The sequence below is a fragment of the Bacillus pumilus genome, assembly GCF_009937765.1.
Taxonomy (GTDB): domain Bacteria; phylum Bacillota; class Bacilli; order Bacillales; family Bacillaceae; genus Bacillus; species Bacillus pumilus_O.
The window spans coordinates 3,672,860-3,690,422 of record NZ_CP047089.1 but is presented as its reverse complement, the minus strand read 5'-3'; the positions used below and the strand labels follow the sequence as shown (position 1 = coordinate 3,690,422).

16 protein-coding genes, 1 tRNA gene, 1 other RNA gene, 1 pseudogene and 1 other annotated feature are annotated in these 17,563 nt (G+C 40.0%); of the genes and pseudogenes, 6 read left to right on the top strand and 13 right to left on the bottom strand.

What is annotated here, in order from left to right:
* Nucleotides 1-9: 9 nt before the first annotated feature.
* The 6 genes from GPS65_RS18655 to tadA all read right to left on the bottom strand — a co-directional run bounded on the left by GPS65_RS18655 (nucleotide 10) and on the right by tadA (nucleotide 4,074).
* On the bottom strand, nucleotides 10-234 hold the full coding sequence (locus GPS65_RS18655) for a YaaL family protein (protein WP_003218088.1): 225 nt from the start codon (nucleotides 232-234) through the stop codon (nucleotides 10-12).
* A gap of 18 nt (nucleotides 235-252) precedes the next feature.
* Entirely contained in the window at nucleotides 253-849 is a 597-nt protein-coding gene (gene recR / locus GPS65_RS18650; RefSeq protein ID WP_003218094.1) for a recombination protein RecR, read from the bottom strand.
* 15 nt (nucleotides 850-864) lie between these two features.
* Nucleotides 865-1,188 carry a YbaB/EbfC family nucleoid-associated protein gene (locus GPS65_RS18645; protein ID WP_008342011.1) on the bottom strand — a complete coding sequence of 108 codons (324 nt, stop codon included), beginning with the start codon at nucleotides 1,186-1,188 and terminating at the stop codon, nucleotides 865-867.
* A gap of 26 nt (nucleotides 1,189-1,214) precedes the next feature.
* Nucleotides 1,215-2,927, bottom strand: coding sequence for a DNA polymerase III subunit gamma/tau (dnaX, locus tag GPS65_RS18640; protein WP_012009067.1), 1,713 nt, complete (start codon nucleotides 2,925-2,927; stop codon nucleotides 1,215-1,217).
* A gap of 329 nt (nucleotides 2,928-3,256) precedes the next feature.
* An RNA gene (gene ffs, locus GPS65_RS18635) (signal recognition particle sRNA large type) lies at nucleotides 3,257-3,521 on the bottom strand.
* 76 nt (nucleotides 3,522-3,597) lie between these two features.
* A complete protein-coding gene (gene tadA / locus GPS65_RS18630) occupies nucleotides 3,598-4,074 on the bottom strand; it encodes a tRNA adenosine(34) deaminase TadA (RefSeq protein ID WP_012009066.1) in 477 nt (158 codons plus the stop codon).
* 79 nt (nucleotides 4,075-4,153) lie between these two features.
* Between tadA and GPS65_RS18625 the strand changes: the two genes are divergently transcribed.
* The 4 genes from GPS65_RS18625 (at nucleotide 4,154) to GPS65_RS18610 (ending at nucleotide 7,414) form a co-directional block, all read left to right on the top strand.
* Complete coding sequence (locus GPS65_RS18625; protein WP_012009065.1) at nucleotides 4,154-4,708, top strand: cysteine hydrolase family protein; 555 nt, start codon at nucleotides 4,154-4,156, stop codon at nucleotides 4,706-4,708.
* Between the two features lie 99 nt (nucleotides 4,709-4,807).
* Entirely contained in the window at nucleotides 4,808-6,055 is a 1,248-nt protein-coding gene (locus GPS65_RS18620; protein WP_238389173.1) for a glycosyl hydrolase family 18 protein, read from the top strand.
* A 79-nt stretch (nucleotides 6,056-6,134) separates the two neighbouring features.
* On the top strand, nucleotides 6,135-6,758 hold the full coding sequence (locus GPS65_RS18615; protein WP_012009063.1) for a deoxynucleoside kinase: 624 nt from the start codon (nucleotides 6,135-6,137) through the stop codon (nucleotides 6,756-6,758).
* On the top strand, nucleotides 6,755-7,414 hold the full coding sequence (locus tag GPS65_RS18610) for a deoxynucleoside kinase (protein ID WP_012009062.1): 660 nt from the start codon (nucleotides 6,755-6,757) through the stop codon (nucleotides 7,412-7,414). The genes GPS65_RS18615 and GPS65_RS18610 overlap by 4 nt, the downstream gene beginning before the upstream one ends.
* Nucleotides 7,415-7,502: 88 nt before the next feature.
* Here the strand turns inward: GPS65_RS18610 and GPS65_RS18605 are convergent.
* The 5 genes and pseudogenes from GPS65_RS18605 to pdxS all read right to left on the bottom strand — a co-directional run bounded on the left by GPS65_RS18605 (nucleotide 7,503) and on the right by pdxS (nucleotide 11,746).
* A tRNA-Ser gene (locus GPS65_RS18605) sits at nucleotides 7,503-7,595 on the bottom strand.
* 128 nt (nucleotides 7,596-7,723) lie between these two features.
* Nucleotides 7,724-8,059 (bottom strand): annotated as a pseudogene (locus tag GPS65_RS19915) (methyl-accepting chemotaxis protein); the annotation flags it as partial.
* A 597-nt stretch (nucleotides 8,060-8,656) separates the two neighbouring features.
* Nucleotides 8,657-9,931, bottom strand: coding sequence for a serine--tRNA ligase (gene serS, locus GPS65_RS18595; RefSeq protein ID WP_012009060.1), 1,275 nt, complete (start codon nucleotides 9,929-9,931; stop codon nucleotides 8,657-8,659).
* Nucleotides 9,932-9,980: 49 nt separating this feature from the next.
* Nucleotides 9,981-10,197 (bottom strand) — a binding site (T-box leader).
* 53 nt (nucleotides 10,198-10,250) lie between these two features.
* Nucleotides 10,251-10,841 (bottom strand): pyridoxal 5'-phosphate synthase glutaminase subunit PdxT, encoded by a 591-nt coding sequence (gene pdxT, locus GPS65_RS18590; RefSeq protein ID WP_012009059.1) that lies wholly within the window; start codon nucleotides 10,839-10,841, stop codon nucleotides 10,251-10,253.
* Nucleotides 10,842-10,861: 20 nt separating this feature from the next.
* Nucleotides 10,862-11,746 (bottom strand): pyridoxal 5'-phosphate synthase lyase subunit PdxS, encoded by an 885-nt coding sequence (gene pdxS / locus GPS65_RS18585; RefSeq protein ID WP_012009058.1) that lies wholly within the window; start codon nucleotides 11,744-11,746, stop codon nucleotides 10,862-10,864.
* Nucleotides 11,747-11,991: 245 nt separating this feature from the next.
* On the opposite strand from pdxS, the gene pdxR reads away from it, so the two are divergent.
* Nucleotides 11,992-13,470 carry a MocR-like pyridoxine biosynthesis transcription factor PdxR gene (gene pdxR / locus GPS65_RS18580; protein ID WP_012009057.1) on the top strand — a complete coding sequence of 493 codons (1,479 nt, stop codon included), beginning with the start codon at nucleotides 11,992-11,994 and terminating at the stop codon, nucleotides 13,468-13,470.
* A 40-nt stretch (nucleotides 13,471-13,510) separates the two neighbouring features.
* Here pdxR and GPS65_RS18575 read toward each other — a convergent pair whose 3' ends face one another.
* Together GPS65_RS18575 and guaB are read right to left on the bottom strand one after the other, a co-directional pair.
* The gene (locus GPS65_RS18575) at nucleotides 13,511-14,836 is read right to left on the bottom strand and encodes a D-alanyl-D-alanine carboxypeptidase family protein (RefSeq protein ID WP_012009056.1); all 1,326 of its coding nucleotides are present in this window, start codon (nucleotides 14,834-14,836) and stop codon (nucleotides 13,511-13,513) included.
* A 160-nt stretch (nucleotides 14,837-14,996) separates the two neighbouring features.
* Nucleotides 14,997-16,463, bottom strand: coding sequence for an IMP dehydrogenase (guaB, locus tag GPS65_RS18570; RefSeq protein WP_012009055.1), 1,467 nt, complete (start codon nucleotides 16,461-16,463; stop codon nucleotides 14,997-14,999).
* A 121-nt stretch (nucleotides 16,464-16,584) separates the two neighbouring features.
* On the opposite strand from guaB, the gene GPS65_RS18565 reads away from it, so the two are divergent.
* The gene (locus GPS65_RS18565; protein ID WP_119124310.1) at nucleotides 16,585-17,553 is read left to right on the top strand and encodes a YaaC family protein; all 969 of its coding nucleotides are present in this window, start codon (nucleotides 16,585-16,587) and stop codon (nucleotides 17,551-17,553) included.
* The last annotated feature ends 10 nt before the right edge of the window (nucleotides 17,554-17,563 follow it).

The window sequence follows — 17,563 nt, the reverse complement described above, 5'->3', positions numbered from 1 at the left end:
ATAGACCTGCTATCTCCAGTTGTTTAAACGTAAATTTCTCTTTTTCGCTTCTCTTAGATAGAAAAAGTACTTCGCTTGAGCAAGCTTTAATTCGAATAGAATGTCCGGTGAAGGCTCAACGCTATTTGCGACAAGCTTTTTTTGTCTGTTCCATTCTTCCTTTTGCTTAAAAAGCTGTTGAATTAATTTCTCATCGAATTCTTTTCGAATTGATTTTCTGCGAAGAAAACCCATGTACCGTACTTCTCCTTCCTACATCTCACGTCTGCCCTCTAGAGCTTTAGACAGTGTGACTTCATCTGCATACTCTAAGTCTCCACCTACTGGTAGTCCGTGAGCAATACGAGAGAGTTTAATTCCTGATGGTTTCAACAATCTAGAGATATACATGGCTGTAGCCTCTCCTTCAATATTGGGATTGGTTGCAAGGATTACCTCTGTCACTTGATCGTCTTGCAATCTTTTTAGCAGATCAGGAATTTTAATATCCTCTGGACCAATACCATCCATTGGCGAAATAGCACCATGAAGGACATGATATAAGCCGTTGTATTCTTTCATCTTTTCCATTGCGATCACATCTTTTGGATCTTGTACTACACAGATAACAGATTGATCTCTTCTTGTATCTTCACAAATATAGCAAGGATCTTGATCTGTGATATGGCCGCATACTGAGCAATAAGTTAAATTACGCTTTGCATTAACAAGCGCCTTCGCGAAATCTAGCACGACATCTTCCTGCATGCTAAGAACAAAAAAAGCCAGACGGACCGCAGTTTTCGGTCCGATTCCTGGCAATTTCATAAAGCTATCAATCAGCTTTGATATTGGTTCAGGATATTGCATCTTCAGTTATTCCTCCTAGAATAAACCTGGCATGTTCATTCCTTTTGTGAATTGACCCATTGTTTCATTTGTTAACTCATCAACTTTTTTCAATGCATCATTTGTCGCTGCAAGTACAAGATCTTGAAGCATATCGATATCTTCTGGATCAACAACTTCTTCATTAATTGCTACATCGACAACTTCTTTTTGTCCATTTACTTTTACAGTGACCATACCGCCACCAGCTGTACCTTCAAGGACTTTTTCTGCAAGCTCTTCTTGAGCCTTAGCCATATCCTTTTGCATTTTTTGCATTTGTTTCATCATTTTTTGCATATTTCCCATTCCACCGCGCATATGAACACCACTCTCTTTCATTTTTATTAATCTTTAATTTCAATTAAATCGGTTCCTACTAACTTCTTTGCTTCTGCAATCAATGGATCCTCTTCAGCAGGAGTCCCCTGACCATCTGCCTGTTCATCTGGCTGATGATCTCTTAAAAATTCTTCTCTTATTTTACCCCATTGAGCGTCAGGAACGCCAACTAATTCCACTCTTTTCCCTAACATAGACTCTAGTAGCTGCTCAAGGTTAGTTCGAACACCGCTTTTATCTTCAGCAACCATTTTACAATGTATTTCAAACTTGAATTTTAAAACAAAGGCATGAGTAGCCGCAGCAACTGGTTCACTATCCGTTAATAGTGCAGCGTGAGACACCTTATTCTGCTGTTTCAAGTGGGCAAGGAGTTCTCCCCATTTGCCTTTAATTTTTTCTAACTCTGGACGTTTTGCTTCTTTTAGAATCTCGTGAATTCGGCCGACAGGTGCACGATATCCATTTTTGTTACTCGTTTGTGGTCGAGGTGCTTCCTTTTTTTCTTGAGGATGTTGAGAATGAGACATTGGCACACCCTCAGCTTTGATCCTAGATAGCTCCTGTTCCAACCTGTCTATTTTATCCGTTAGCGTCGTTAAATCAGCGTTAGCATGAGCTTGTGGTATTCCAGCCGTTGCCTGACATAGCTTGACAACAGCTACCTCAAAGAAAATCCTTGGATGATTCGTCCACTTCATTTCTTGGTGACTTTTATTCAGCACTTCAATTGTTTCATATAGAAATTGAGGTGTCACACGATCCGAAAGCGTCACGAAATTTTCATCGACCTTTACCTTTTCAAGGACCCCTTCCAGATCTGGTGCTGTTTTATAAAGCAGCATATCTCTAAAGTAAAAAATCATGTCCTCTATTAATTTAGCAGCATCTTTCCCCTGCTGAAGTAATTCATTTAAGGTATCTAACGCCACGGCAATATTTTGATCAAAAATTGCTTCGGCTAACTGACTAATGAATTGCTGAGAAACAGCTCCTGTAATGAGCAGCGCATCATCAATTGTCAGTTGCTCACCACTAAACGAAATGGCTTGATCTAAGAGGCTTAATGCATCACGCATACCGCCATCAGCTGCACTAGCGATAATCTCGAGCGAGCCCTCTTGTACATTTAGGCTTTCTGCATCTACAATTTTCTGCATTCTTCCAACAATATCTTTTGTCGTGATTCGTTTAAAATCAAATCTCTGACAACGAGATATGATCGTAAGAGGAATCTTATGAGGCTCTGTGGTAGCTAAAATAAAGATACAATGAGCAGGCGGCTCCTCTAACGTTTTAAGAAGGGCATTAAACGCCCCGATAGAGAGCATATGTACTTCATCTATAATATAAACCTTATATGTAACAGCCGAAGGAGCAAATTTCACTTTATCACGTATATCACGGATTTCATCTACCCCGTTGTTTGAGGCAGCATCTATTTCGATCACATCTGAAATTGAGCCGTTTGTAATCCCTTTACAAGCATCACATTCATTACAAGGTTCACTCACAGGTGACTTTTCACAGTTCACTGCCTTCGCAAAGATTTTAGCAGCACTTGTTTTACCTGTTCCTCTAGGACCTGAAAATAAGTAAGCATGAGAAAACTTCTTCTGCAAAAGGGCATTTTGCAACGTTTTTGTGATGTGTTCTTGTCCAACAACATCCTCAAAAACTTGAGGTCTGAACACTCGATACAAAGCTTGATAACTCACAAATACGCCCTCCTCCATTTATCATCTTTTTTATTATACATGATGCACCGATCAATTCAAAAGCACACCTTTATTTTCTAATAAACGAAAATGATGATTTCAACTATAGGTTTTCTACTTTCTATGAATCAAAAACCTGTTTTTTAGATGTTCGAATTGATCTACAAAACCAATAAGAACACTCGTTCTCATTCCGAAAATAAAAAACAAAAAGGACTCTAAAATGTTTTTTTGGCTATTTGTATAAAAAAAGCAGCTGAATTATTCTTTAAACAGCAACAAAAAACTCACCTAGATTAACTAGATGAGTTACATTTAATATTGATTTACCGTGCACCTTCTGTCGATTCGCTACCCCAAGCGTTACTTAAACAGTTAGCTCGGCCCAGGCAACCCTGCGGCACATGAGAGGTTTCACTTAATGCTGCTTCCTTCCGGACCTGACATGGTTCATGAATTCCCATTGCGCAGGACCCAGACGTCAACACCACTTATTTAAGGCAGACCTTGAAGTAAACGAACCTTGAGAAGGGATTCGGCCTCGCTAGAGCGGATTGCGAGTACAGGGCACCGCTACCTCCCCGCTTAGCACGGCAAAATGAATATTAAATTGTTAGTGACGCAGACATAAGTATACCTTCTTATAGTCGAAATTGCAAACGTCATCCATTCATTTACTTTTGGCTTGTTTCTTTCGTTGACGGAGATTTCGGAAGAACTGACTTAGCAACTCACCACACTCATTTTCAAGTACACCACCAATGACTTCAGACTGATGATTGAATCGTTCATCATCCAGTAAATTCATTAAAGTACCTGCACATCCACCTTTTGGATCGTATGCACCAAAAACGACCTTTTTCACTCTAGAAAGAACAATCGCTCCCGCACACATAGGACATGGTTCAAGCGTCACATAAAGTACAGCATCTTCTAAACGCCAGCTTTCAGTTGTTTTACACGCTTCATCAATAGCAAGTAATTCTGCATGCGCAATTGAACGTTGCTCTGTTTCCCTTAAATTATGAGCGCGGCTCACAATTTGGTCATCAACAACGATGATGGCACCGATTGGTACTTCTCCTATTTGTTCTGCTTTTAAGGCTTCAGAAATAGCTTCTTGCATAAACTGTTCATCTCTCGTCATAGCACGGCTCTCTTTTCATGTTTTTTAAAAGGATATTGAGGTTAACATATTAGCACAATCTTTTAAAGGGGGTCTTACTTTGCAAAAGCACCAAAAGGCACTGCTGATTATTGACATGATTAATAATTTTGACTTTGAAATGGGACATGTACTCGCTGATAAAACAGAGCAAATGACCAATAAGATTTTAGCTCTTAAAGATCATGCTTTCAAGGAAAATTGGCCGATCATCTATATCAACGACCACTATGGTCTCTGGAAGGCTGATATTCAAGCTGTGATGGAAACATGCAAAAACGAGAGAAGCTCCGCTATTTTAGAGAAAATGGCACCATCAAAAGATGATTATTTCTTAATTAAACCGAAGCATTCTGCCTTCTATGGTACTGCATTAGAGACACTCTTAAATGAATTAGGTGTACAAGACATCATTTTGACCGGAATTGCAGGAAACATTTGCGTTCTATTCACTGCAAATGACGCATACATGCGAGAATACAACTTAATTGTACCTAAAGATTGTATCGCATCAAATGACGACAGAGACAACGAATATGCTTTAACGATGATGGAAAACGTTCTACTTGCAAAAATCACCACTGCTAAAGAGATCACGAATGAAAATCAAACATGATTTATCCATAACCCTCATAAATTGTTAGCAATAACAAAGGGGGCGTTGACTATTCAAATTTATGTTGTCAAAAGAGGAGATACTTTAAACGAAATTGCCATGCGTTTTAAAACAACAGTCAATGAAATCATCCGGACCAACGATATTGAAACACCAAATCAACTCGTCATTGGACAAACAATTGTCATTCCAATTAGAGGACAATTTTATGAGGTCAAACAAAATGACACACTTTATCAAATTGGAAGGCGATTTCGAATTTCAGTAGAAGAGCTGGCACGTGTGAATAGAATACGGCCTGAAGCCATACTTCCTATTCGCTTCTTGCTCTATATTCCTCAAAGACCTAAAAGGAACATTAATTCGAATGCTTACATTGAACCACGGGGAAATCAAGTGAGTGAAAACTTAAAACAAGCAGCTAGAGAGGCCTCTCCATATTTAACGCATTTAGGCGCTTTTAGTTTCCAAGCGCAAAGAGATGGAACACTGAAAGAACCACCATTAGATCAGCTACCTCAAATAGCCGCTCAAAGCAGAACTGTTTTATCCATGGTGGTGACTAATCTAGAGAATGATAAATTCAGTGATGAACTTGGGCGAATTCTTTTGAATAACCAATCTGTCAAAGCCACATTTTTAAATGAAATCGTTCGTATTGCAAAAAAGTATCAATTTAAAGAAATCCATTTTGATTTTGAATATTTACGCCCCGCTGATAAAGAGGCTTACATTCAATTTTTAAGAGAGGCAACGACCCGCTTCCATCAAGAAGGATGGACAATATCTGTTGCACTTGCCCCTAAAACAAGTAGTCAGCAAAAGGGAAAATGGTATGAGGCTCATGACTATGGAGCTATTGGGAATATCGTCGATCATGTTGTCTTAATGACCTACGAATGGGGATACAGCGGCGGCCCTGCGCAAGCAGTCTCTCCCATTGGACCTGTCCGCGAAGTCATTGAATATGCACTGACCGTTATGCCAGCCAATAAAATTGTTATGGGCCAGAACTTATACGGCTATGATTGGACGCTTCCTTACGTTCAAGGCGGGCCTATCGCTAAAGCTGTCAGTCCCCAACAAGCGATTGCCATTGCTAGAAATAATAATGCCTCCATTCTATATGACGAAACAGCTCAAGCACCTTATTTTCGTTATACAGATGCCAATAATAAAGAGCACGAAGTATGGTTCGAAGATGCTAGATCGATTCAAGCAAAGTTCAACCTCATCAAAGAGTTAAGCTTGAACGGGATTGCTTATTGGAAATTAGGTCTATCCTTCCCTCAAAATTGGCTCTTATTATCAGATCAATTTAATATTGAAAAAAGAACGACATCGTAATCCGTTCGCTCTATCTCTCGGAAGGGGTATGGTACAATATACATTGGTTTGACAACTTTATAGATAGAGGAGAACGCCTATGTATCCTGCCCCTTTTATTGCAGTGGAAGGCCCAATTGGAGCCGGAAAAACAACTTTGGCTACAATGCTTGCGAAGGAATTTCAATTTCCTTTAGTAAAAGAGATTGTAGAAGAAAATCCATTCTTAGATAAATTTTATGAAGATATGGAACAATGGAGCTTTCAGCTTGAGATGTTCTTTTTATGCAATCGGTTCAAACAGTTAGAATCGATTCAAGAAAACTATGTGAATCATCAGCAGCCGATTGTCACTGATTATCATGTATATAAAAATATGATATTTGCAGAAAGAACATTATCGAAAAAGCACATGGACAAATACAGAAAGATCTATCACTTGCTAACAGATGATCTTCCTAAACCCAATGCCATCATCTATATAAAAGCCAGCCTTCCTACCTTACTTGAAAGAATACAGATGAGAGGACGCTCTTTTGAAGAAGACATTGACCCAGCTTATTTAAAAACACTCATTGAAGATTATGAGCTGGCCATTGAACATTTAAAACAGACTGACCCAGGGCTTCCTATCATTACAATTGAAGGAGATCATACAGACTTCGTTTCCTCACAGCAAGATTACCAGCAAATTGTACAGAACATAAAGGAGCAAGTGCTATGAACAATATCGAAATACCAAAAGATGCAGTGATCACAATTGCCGGGACTGTTGGTGTCGGAAAATCAACTATGACTAAAACGATAGCGGACAAGCTAGGCTTTCAAACCTCTCTTGAAAAAGTAGATGATAACCCATACTTAGAGCCCTTTTATTCTGATTTTCAAAGATGGAGCTTCCATTTACAAGTCTATTTCCTTGCGGAGCGTTTTAAGGAACAAAAGCGGATTTTTGAATCTGGTGGAGGATATGTGCAAGATCGTTCAATTTATGAGGACACGGGCATATTCGCAAAAATGCATGCGGACAAAGGTACGATGTCTGAAGTAGATTATGAAACGTATACAAGTCTATTCGAGGCAATGGTGATGACACCTTACTTCCCTCACCCTGATGTTCTCATCTATTTACACGGGGATTTAAATCATATTTTACATCGTATCGAGGAACGCGGCAGAGAGATGGAAACTCAAACGGACCGAGCCTATTGGGAAGAAATGTACACTCGATACACAGAATGGATCGAACAATTCGATTTATGTCCAGTGATTAAAATTAACATTGAAGATTACGACTTACTTCATGATGAAAGCTCACTTGATCCCATTCTTCATGAAATAGCTTCTGTCATTCAAAAAAATCGCTCTAAAACAAAATAAAAAAAACCGCTGCATTCGCGAATGCAGCGGTTTGACAATTCCAATTTTTATGCTTGCGTTTCAATTCAACTAAGGTAAAAAATCAATATGGCGGAGGAAGAGGGATTCGAACCCCCGCGGGCTTTGACACCCCTGTCGGTTTTCAAGACCGATCCCTTCAGCCGGACTTGGGTATTCCTCCGTATCGACAAGAATTAATATACCATATCGTTTTATTTCAAGTCAACATCTTTTCGAAAAAAAATTCAATAAGTTATTTTGCCATGAAATCTACCCATAAAAAAGCAGCCATCGACGGCTGCTCTTGATCTATTTTGTATCCTGTCTAATCTCTTCAATAAAATGATTCATCTCTTCTTTAAACTCATTTAATGATTCGATAATTTTCGTAAAATCTGTCACTTGTTTGGCTTGTTCATTTGTTGAGCTGCTGATTTGTGAGATATTTTCAGACAATGTACCAATGCTGTCTTGGATCTCTTTTAAGAAGGTATTAATGGTTTCCGCCGCTTCCTTTGAGCCATCTGATAATTTACGAACTTCATCAGCCACGACAGCAAACCCTTTTCCATTCTCTCCTGCCCTTGCTGCTTCAATTGCAGCATTTAGGCCTAGCAAGTTGGTTTGTCTAGCAATACCGCCAATGGTTTTGACGACTTCTTCAATGTTTGCTGATTTCTCTTCCGCTCTTCCTGCCTGTTCACTTATTTCTAAACTTGTGGCAGCTAGCTCTTGTGAATGCGCAGCAATTTGCTCAATTCCACTTTGGAGTTCTTTTGCTACACCATTGATATGCTCCATATAACCGCTTAATTTCTTTTCACGATGATGTGAAAATGCCACTAAAAAAGAGCCAATTACTTTTCTATTTTCATCGAAAATCGGGTAACCTTTTACTGCAATTTCATAACCATATAAAGACTCTGGTAAATGACCGTCATATTCTTGTCCTCTTAATGTCGTCGCCACGTTTTGGTCTTCTGGGTTCAATGGGTCCCCAACCTTCATGCCAAAATCTATTGTGTTAGACGGATAGTAGCAAAGCACCTTTTCTGTATCAGTGATGCCGAAAAGAATACTTTCATCTAGAACTTTTCTAACTAATTGAGCCATTTCAACATAATAGTCAAGCCTATTCAAGGTTATTCCTTCTTTCCTAGAAGCTTTTAGTATTTCTATCGGCTAAATTTAGGAAAACTGTAGGACTTTTGGTAAAAATAAATAAGATGCCATAGCGGCATCTTATTTCATTACTTCTTTATTTCCCATATAAGGACGCAGTACTTCAGGAATGATCACAGTGCCGTCCTCTTGTTGATAGTTTTCTAAAATAGCCGCTACGGTTCTTCCTACTGCTAAACCAGATCCATTTAATGTGTGCACATGCTCTGGCTTGGCTTTAGGCTCTGGACGGAATCGAATGTTTGCGCGTCTTGCTTGGAACGCTTCGAAGTTACTGCAAGAAGAAATTTCACGATACGTATCTTGGCTCGGAATCCATACTTCGATGTCGTATTTTTTCGCAGCTGTGAAACCTAAATCTCCGGTACACATGCTCATGACACGGTATGGTAGGTTTAGTAGTTGTAGGACTTTTTCTGCTTGATTTGTTAGTTTCTCTAATTCTTCATAAGAATCTTCAGGTCTAACAAATTTCACAAGCTCTACTTTATTAAATTGATGCTGACGGATGAGTCCACGTGTATCTCTGCCGGCAGATCCAGCTTCTGATCTAAAGCAAGCACTGAATGCTGCATAATTGATTGGCAGTTGTTCCCCTTCAATTATTTCATCACGGTGCATGTTGGTAATAGGTACTTCGGCTGTTGGAATGAGGAAATAATCTTCTTCACGGATTTTAAAGGCATCCTCTTCGAATTTTGGAAGCTGCCCAGTCCCTGTCATACTTGCTCTATTGACCATGTAAGGTGGGAGCACTTCAGTAAAACCAAACTCATCTACGTGTAAATCGAGCATAAAGTTATATAGTGCGCGCTCTAAGCGTGCGCCAAGCCCTTTATAAAAAACAAAACGGCTTCCTGTAACTTTGCCTGCGCGTTCAAAATCGAGAATGTTTAGCTCATCCGCTACGTCCCAATGTGGCTTTGGCTCAAAAGAGAATGCCGGCTGTTCGCCCCATTTTCGCACTTCCACGTTGTCATCTTCTGTTTCCCCAACTGGTACCGTATCATGCGGGATATTCGGAATAGAGAATAAGATGTGCTGCAAGCTTTCTTCTACTGTTCTTAGCTCATCATCCAGCTTCTTAATCTCATCTCCTACCTCACGCATTTCTTGAATAATGTGATCGGCGTCTTTCTTTTCTCTTTTTAGAACAGCCACTTGCTGTGATACTTCATTTCTTCGGCTCTTTAATACTTCTGTTTTTCCGATTAGTTCTCTTCTTTTTTGATCCAGCTCACCAAACTTATCAAAATCCGCTAAATCTTCGCCACGGTGTGCTAGTTTTTCTTTGATTTGATCAAAGTCCGTGCGCAGTTGTTTAATATCCAGCATGTGTAACACTCCTTTTTTTATCGAAAAATAAAAAGAGCCCTCATCCCATGAAAGGGACGAGAGCTCTCGCGTTGCCACCCTGATTGAAAACATGCAGAAGCATGCTTTCCTCTTTCCTCTGTAACGGTATCACCGTAAATGCTTACTTCTCGTGTTTCAGCATTTCGCTCAAGGATGGATTCAGACTGCATCTTTCACCGATTCGCACCAACCATCGGCTCTCTGAGAAAGAGGGGCTTCTTACTATTTCCCGTCAACGCTTTTTCGATCTTTGATTGTGATTTTAATGTACTATAAGTTTTATCTCTTTTCAACCGTTTTATACAGCGAGCTTCGTTTTATAGGTCTTCACCATTTCAACAAACAGTTGTGTTAATCGGTGGTCGTCTGTCAGCTCTGGATGAAAAGAACAGCCTAAGATATTGTTTTCTTTCGCCATCACAATCCTACCATCATATTCAGCCATGACCTCTACGCTCTCATCTGCACTGATGATATGAGGCGCACGGATGAACACTCCTGTAAACGGGGCATCCAGTCCTTTTACTTCTAAATCTGCTTCAAAGCTGTCTACCTGTCTGCCAAATGAATTCCGTGCAACAGATACATTTAACAGTCCAAGATGAGCATTATCTCGATCTTCTATATGCTTTGCCAGCATAATCAAACCGGCACAAGTCCCGAAAATCGGTTTCCCTTTTGCAGCGAACGCTTTGATCGGTTCAATGAATTGATACGTATCCATGAGTCTTCTCATCGTCGTGCTTTCTCCACCAGGGATAATAAGACCGTCAACAGATACTAGCTCTTCTGCTCGTTTGATGATCTTCCCTTCTGCGCCACAGGCTTCAATCGATTGAATATGCTCTCTCACAGCTCCTTGAAGCCCTAGTACACCAATTGTTAGCATGTTCGTTTGCGCTCCCTTAATTACCAGCCACGCTCTTGCATACGCTCTTCTGGCAGTAGATTTGAGATTTCAATTCCTTTCATGGCTGTTCCAAGCTCTTTTGATAGCTCTGCAATGAGACCGTAATCTGTGAAGTGAGTCGTTGCTTCAACAATTGCTTTTGCAAATTTCGCTGGATTGTCTGATTTAAAGATACCAGATCCAACAAATACACCGTCTGCTCCAAGCTGCATCATTAACGCAGCATCTGCTGGTGTCGCAACGCCTCCCGCTGCAAAGTTCACAACTGGGAGTTTGCCGTCTTTTTTGATTTGAAGCAATAATTCATACGGTGCTCCTAGGTTCTTCGCTTCTGTCATCAGTTCATCTTCACTCATTGCTGCCACTTTACGAATCTGAGCATTGACCTTTCTCATATGACGGACAGCTTCTACAATGTTGCCTGTTCCAGGCTCTCCTTTTGTACGAAGCATAGAAGCTCCTTCTGCAATACGACGGGTTGCTTCACCTAAATCACGGCAACCACAGACAAAAGGTACTGTGTATTCATTTTTATTTAAATGGAATTCCTCATCTGCGGGCGTCAGCACTTCACTCTCATCGATATAATCAACACCAAGTGCTTCAAGGACACGAGCCTCGACGATATGGCCGATACGTGCTTTTGCCATGACTGGAATCGTTACTGCATTTTGTACTTCTTCTACGATTCTTGGGTCTGCCATACGGGCAACACCGCCGGCTGCACGAATATCAGCTGGAACTCGTTCTAGTGCCATAACTGCCACCGCACCTGCTTCTTCTGCGATCTTTGCCTGTTCAGCGTTGACGACATCCATAATGACGCCACCCTTTTGCATTTCTGCCATTCCACGTTTCACTCGTTCAGTTCCCTTATTGCTCACAATAGTTTCCTCCCATTTGTCAATTCGATTGATTTACCCCTTTATCATACATGCGAGACAGTATAACAATAAAGAGAATAGTATAACAATTCAATCAGCCAACAAAAAGGCTTAACCCCTTGTATATAAACGATTACTTGCTAAAAATATGTCATTCTTTCTTTGAAGTATCATTTACATGCTATAATGCAACTATAACAATTCAAATTCATGTATAACAATTTTGCACGCAATGGAGGTTTCTCATGCATATTGATATCCATCGACATTCTGATACATCACTTTCGAATCAGATTTACTTTTCAATCATTGATCATATCCAATCGGGTTTGCTTCAACAGGGAGATAAGCTGCCAACTGTACGTGATTTAGCAAAGCAGTTGAATGTGAGTCTTGTCACGGCAGCAAAGGCATACACTCGGCTGAAGGACGACGGATATTTAACGACTGTGCAAGGAAAAGGGACGTTTGTGGATGAGCTGCAAAAGCAGTCAGAAATTCCAGTTCCGTCATCTACCTCTTTTGATTGGCAGTTATCTATCCCGGATTATTTACCACGGTCTCAATTTGCTCAGTATCACTATGTCGAAGAAGCGATCAACCTTTCTTCCTCTATGATCGATCCAGGGCTTTTGCCAAACCGGTATTTAGAAAAAGAAATGCAGCATGTCCTAGCCAGACATCCTCAAATCATGTCAAAGTACGGAGAAATTCAAGGGGATCTTCAGCTTCGGCAAGTCATTCAGTCTTTTTTAGAAAAATTGGATGTGCCTTCTACTCCTGAAAATATTCTTGTAACTAGTGGTTCTCAGCAAGGGCTTGATTTGGTTGCACGTGCGTTTATCGGTCCTGATGATGTAGTTGTCATGGAGGCACCAACCTATCCAGGCGCCATTGATGTCTTTATGGGCAGAGGGGCAAGAATTATTACAGTCCCTGTTGATCATGAAGGAATGAACATGAAGCAGCTTCAAAGCATTTGTGATAAATATAAACCAAAGCTCATCTACACGATTCCTACTTTCCACAGTCCGACAGGCGCCAGTATGTCAATGAAACGCAGAAAACAACTTCTCTCACTGGCTCAAAGTATTGATTGTCTCATTGTAGAGGATGATCCTTATCGTGAGCTATATTTCGAAAAGAAGCCGCCAGCACCTATTAAAAGTCTGGATCATGATGGACACGTCATTTATTTACGAGGTTTAAGTAAAACACTTGCTCCAGGATGCAGAATTGGGATTATCACTGCTTCAGGCTCGATATTTAATCGTTTATTAGCTGCAAAGGCCAATAATGATTTAGGCAGCCCTCTTCTCACACAAAAAGCCATTTTGCCATTTCTGACTTCAAAGAAAATGATTGATCATACGAAAAAGCTGAGAACCGCCTTAATGGTGAGGCGTGATTTAATGATAGATGTATTATCGAAGCATGCACCAAAAGATGTGACGTGGCAAATTCCTCAGGGTGGACTCAATTTATGGCTTAGCTTTCCTTCCTGGGTCGATACACGTGCACTTCTGCATGAGGCACGCAAACAGCAAATCACCTTTCTGCCTGGCTCTGTGTGCTATCCTGGAGAGCCGAAGCAAAACTATATCCGCCTTAGCTTTTCTTATGTGAATGAAAAGGCGCTGATAGAGGGCGTGGAAAAATTATGTGGTATTTTTCAGCAAGCCTTGTCCACTCCTCAAAATCACAAACAATCTCTTTTCTTTTAACGATAAAAAACTGCTCTCATGTATAGAGAGCAGTTTTTTATTAGAACCAACCCTTTACTGTGTCAACGATTCCGCCCCAAATGCCAGCGAAGAATCCACCTATGCCACGCATTGCAAGGATGAACCAGTTTGCTTTTTCATCGCCTGTTTTCGTTATAAGCTCAACACCTGATTGATCTTTATTCAAATAGCCGTAGTCCTTCTCATCACCTGAGTAAGAAGTCGTCAGCATGCCAACCTTCGTTCCTTTTTTAATAGGAGCTTCGAGTTTCGTTTTCTCGATATTTACTTTTGCTTTAAAGCTCTTTTCGTCGCCATTTTTGACTGGCACAGAGAATGCTTCTTTCGTAACGACGGGTACTTCTTTGTCTTTGCCTTTGTCGACTTCGATGTTTTCATGTCCTTTGATCTGTTGACCTTTTTTGTACATTTCTTTCATCGTGAAGTTTTTAAACGCATAGTCGAACAGTTTTTTCGCCACGTCGAAACGTGCTGTATGAAGATTACCTTTCGCATTCAAGATCACTGCGATAACACGCATGTCACCTTGTTTAGCCGTACCTGTGAAGCTAGAACCAGCTGAATCTGTAGAACCTGTTTTTAGACCGTCTACACCTTCATATTCCTTCACAAGTCCTTTAAGCATGAAGTTCCAGTTAGGCATGTCCATTTCATCGTCTGTGCCTTCTCTGAACTTTGTTTTCGCAATACTTGATGTTTCAAGGATTTCTGGATGGTCTTTGATGAGATGCTGTGCAAGCAATGCCATATCTTTCGCAGATACTTCACTTTCTTCATCAGTACCTGTACCTTTTGGCTGTTTGCCATGTAAGTCTTTATTTTCTAAACCAGTTGCATTCACGAATTTGTAGTTTGTTAAACCTAGTTCTTTTGCTTTGGCGTTCATTTTTTCAACGAACTTCGATTCTGATCCAGCAATCACTTCTGCTAAGCCAATTGCTGCTGCATTTGCCGAATAAATAGCCGTTGCTTGATAAAGTTCTTTCACTGTATACGAGCCATCTTTTCTCAAAGGAACGTTTGATAAACTGCGGTCCTGAGAAATTTCGTATACATAATCATCTGGCGTATACGTTTGATCCCATTTCACTTTGCCTTCAGCAATCGCCTCTAGTAATAGATACTCTGTCATCATCTTTGCCATACTTGCAATAGGCAGTCTTTGTTCTGCGTTTTTACTATAAAGAATCTTACCTGTAGAAGCTTCTATTAGGATCGCTGCTTTCGCATTCACATTGAATGGATCTTCAGCTGCTTTTGCTTTGGACATTGGTGTAAATGCTGTCACAATCAATGCCAGTGCAAGGATAGAGACCATAAGCTGTTTCAATATCTTGCTGTTCAATCGTCATACCTCCGTTATCATCTTTTTTCGACATATTTCATATATATTTAATCCACAAGGGCTTATTTCAACACAACAGTATAAATTTTATCACAATAAAGACAAAAAAAATAGACAGAGTCATAGACCCTGTCAAATGTAATTTGATTGTCACAATTTATCAAGAAATTGTGTAGTTTGGTGATTCTTTTGTAATTTGTACATCATGTGGATGACTCTCACGAAGTCCTGCACCAGTCATTCGAATGAACTGTGCTTCTTCTCTAAGAGAGCGTAAATCTTGTGTTCCACAATAGCCCATACCTGAACGGATACCGCCAACTAGTTGATACACTGTATCAACGACTGGTCCTTTGTATGGTGTACGGCCTTCAATACCTTCTGGAACGAATTTTTTATTATCTTCTTGGAAGTAACGATCTTTACTTCCTTTTTCCATTGCAGCCACTGAACCCATACCGCGATAAACTTTGAAGCGTCTACCTTGGAAAATTTCTGTGTCTCCTGGGCTTTCAGATGTACCAGCTAGAAGGCTTCCAAGCATAACAGCATGTCCACCAGATGCTAGAGCTTTTACGATATCACCTGAATATTTAATTCCACCATCTGCAATAATAGCTTTACCATGTTTTCTTGCTTCTGTTGCACAGTCATAGATCGCTGTGATTTGTGGTACACCAACACCTGCTACAACACGTGTTGTACAGATAGATCCTGGTCCGATACCAACTTTCACAATATCTGCTCCTGCTTCAAACAATGCTTTAGTTGCTTCAGCTGTTGCAACATTTCCAGCAATGATATTAAGAGAAGGATACGTTTCACGGATTTTCGATACAGTGTTTAGAACACCTTGTGAATGACCATGTGCCGTATCAATGACAACGACATCCACATTGGCTTCGACTAATTTTCTCACACGAGTCATTGTATCGCCAGTGACACCAACAGCAGCACCAACAATTAAACGGCCATGTGCATCTTTAGAGGAGTTAGGGAATTCGATCACTTTTTCAATATCTTTGATGGTGATGAGACCTTTTAACGTTCCTTCGTCATCTAAAAGAGGTAATTTTTCAATTTTATATTGCTGTAGAATTTTTTCAGCTTCTTCTAACGTTGTACCCACCGAAGCTGTCACGAGTTCCTCTTTTGTCATCACATCGCTGATCTTCATTGAATAATCCGAAATAAAACGAAGGTCACGGTTCGTAATAATACCAACAAGCTTTTGATCTTCTATGTTATTTACAATCGGTACACCTGAAATACGGTATTTACCCATTAGGTGCTCTGCATCAAATACTTGATGCTCAGGTGTTAAGAAGAATGGATTTGTAATAACGCCGCGCTCTGAACGTTTTACTTTATCCACTTGCTCTGCTTGTTGCTCGATAGACATGTTCTTATGAATGATACCAAGACCACCTTGACGTGCCATTGCAATCGCCATTTGTGACTCTGTCACCGTGTCCATTCCTGCACTGATCACGGGAATGTTTAGTTTTAATGTGCTTGTTAACTCAACTGATAAATCGACATCACGCGGAAGTACTTCAGACTTAGCTGGAACAAGCAAAACATCGTCAAACGTCAAACCTTCTTTTGAAAATTTACTTTCCCACATTAGTAAATCCCCCTCTTTTCGGCAAAATATTATATGTAGATTATCAACTAGCAAACAGCATGTCAAGGAAGCAACAAACAGTTGCAATTTTTAGAAAATATAAAGAGAGTTGAGGAAGAAGATGAAAAGTTCAGGATGGAAGGATTTAAAACGTTTTTACTCACTCGAAACTTCCCAAAAGTTTCTATATCAACAATATGAGAAACGGAGCATTCAAGATGCAAACCAGCAAGCCTATAAAAACTGTGAACGGTTTATTTATTTTTTAAAGCATGGTCATACATTCTATGAACAGGCAGCTATCGCTCCACTCGAACTGAAGCCCATTTTATTATTTTATGGAATGGCTCAGTTGCTAAAGGCATGTTTACTGACAGTTGATCCTTACTATCCTTCTCAAACTTCTGTTTTGGCACACGGTGTAACATCGAGAAAGAGAAAGAAGCAGCACTACCGTTTTAGTGAAGATGAAGTGAAAATTCAGCGAAATGGACTATGCATGCATGTGTTAAAGCATCTATTTCATTTAAATGGACTTGAAGATGAGCGATTTACGATGATTCACCTCCTGTCAAAGATACCTGAAATGGGTCATATTCTGGAGTTTCAAAAGCAGCCTTCGACATTAGTTAAAGTAGAAAAAGACAATGGAATGATGATTCAAGATCATATTCCATTGCTTTATAACATGTCTGCTGAACGTTTTATTGAATATTTTGAGTTCCACACAAGTTGGAAACTTAAACAGAGAGAAGCGAAAAAACTGGCGTTTGATGTGTCTCTAGAAGAAAACCCAGCGTTCGCTACTCATCTTCATTATGATTTAGAAGCGAATCAATGGTATATTCCGTCAACACGGGATTCATTTTTGGAGATTCCTGAGATCATCAGCCATTACTTATTGATGTATAACCTCAGTATGATTGCCCGCTATGAAACAGAATGGTGGTACGAACTGCTATCTCAATACATTAGTGATGATTACGTCATGATCGAACGCTACATGGAGATTGCTGAAGAGAAGTTCCCAGCATATATCATGATGCTATTAGAAGAAAAAACAAAAAAGACCAGTTCCGAATGGAACTGATCCTTATACA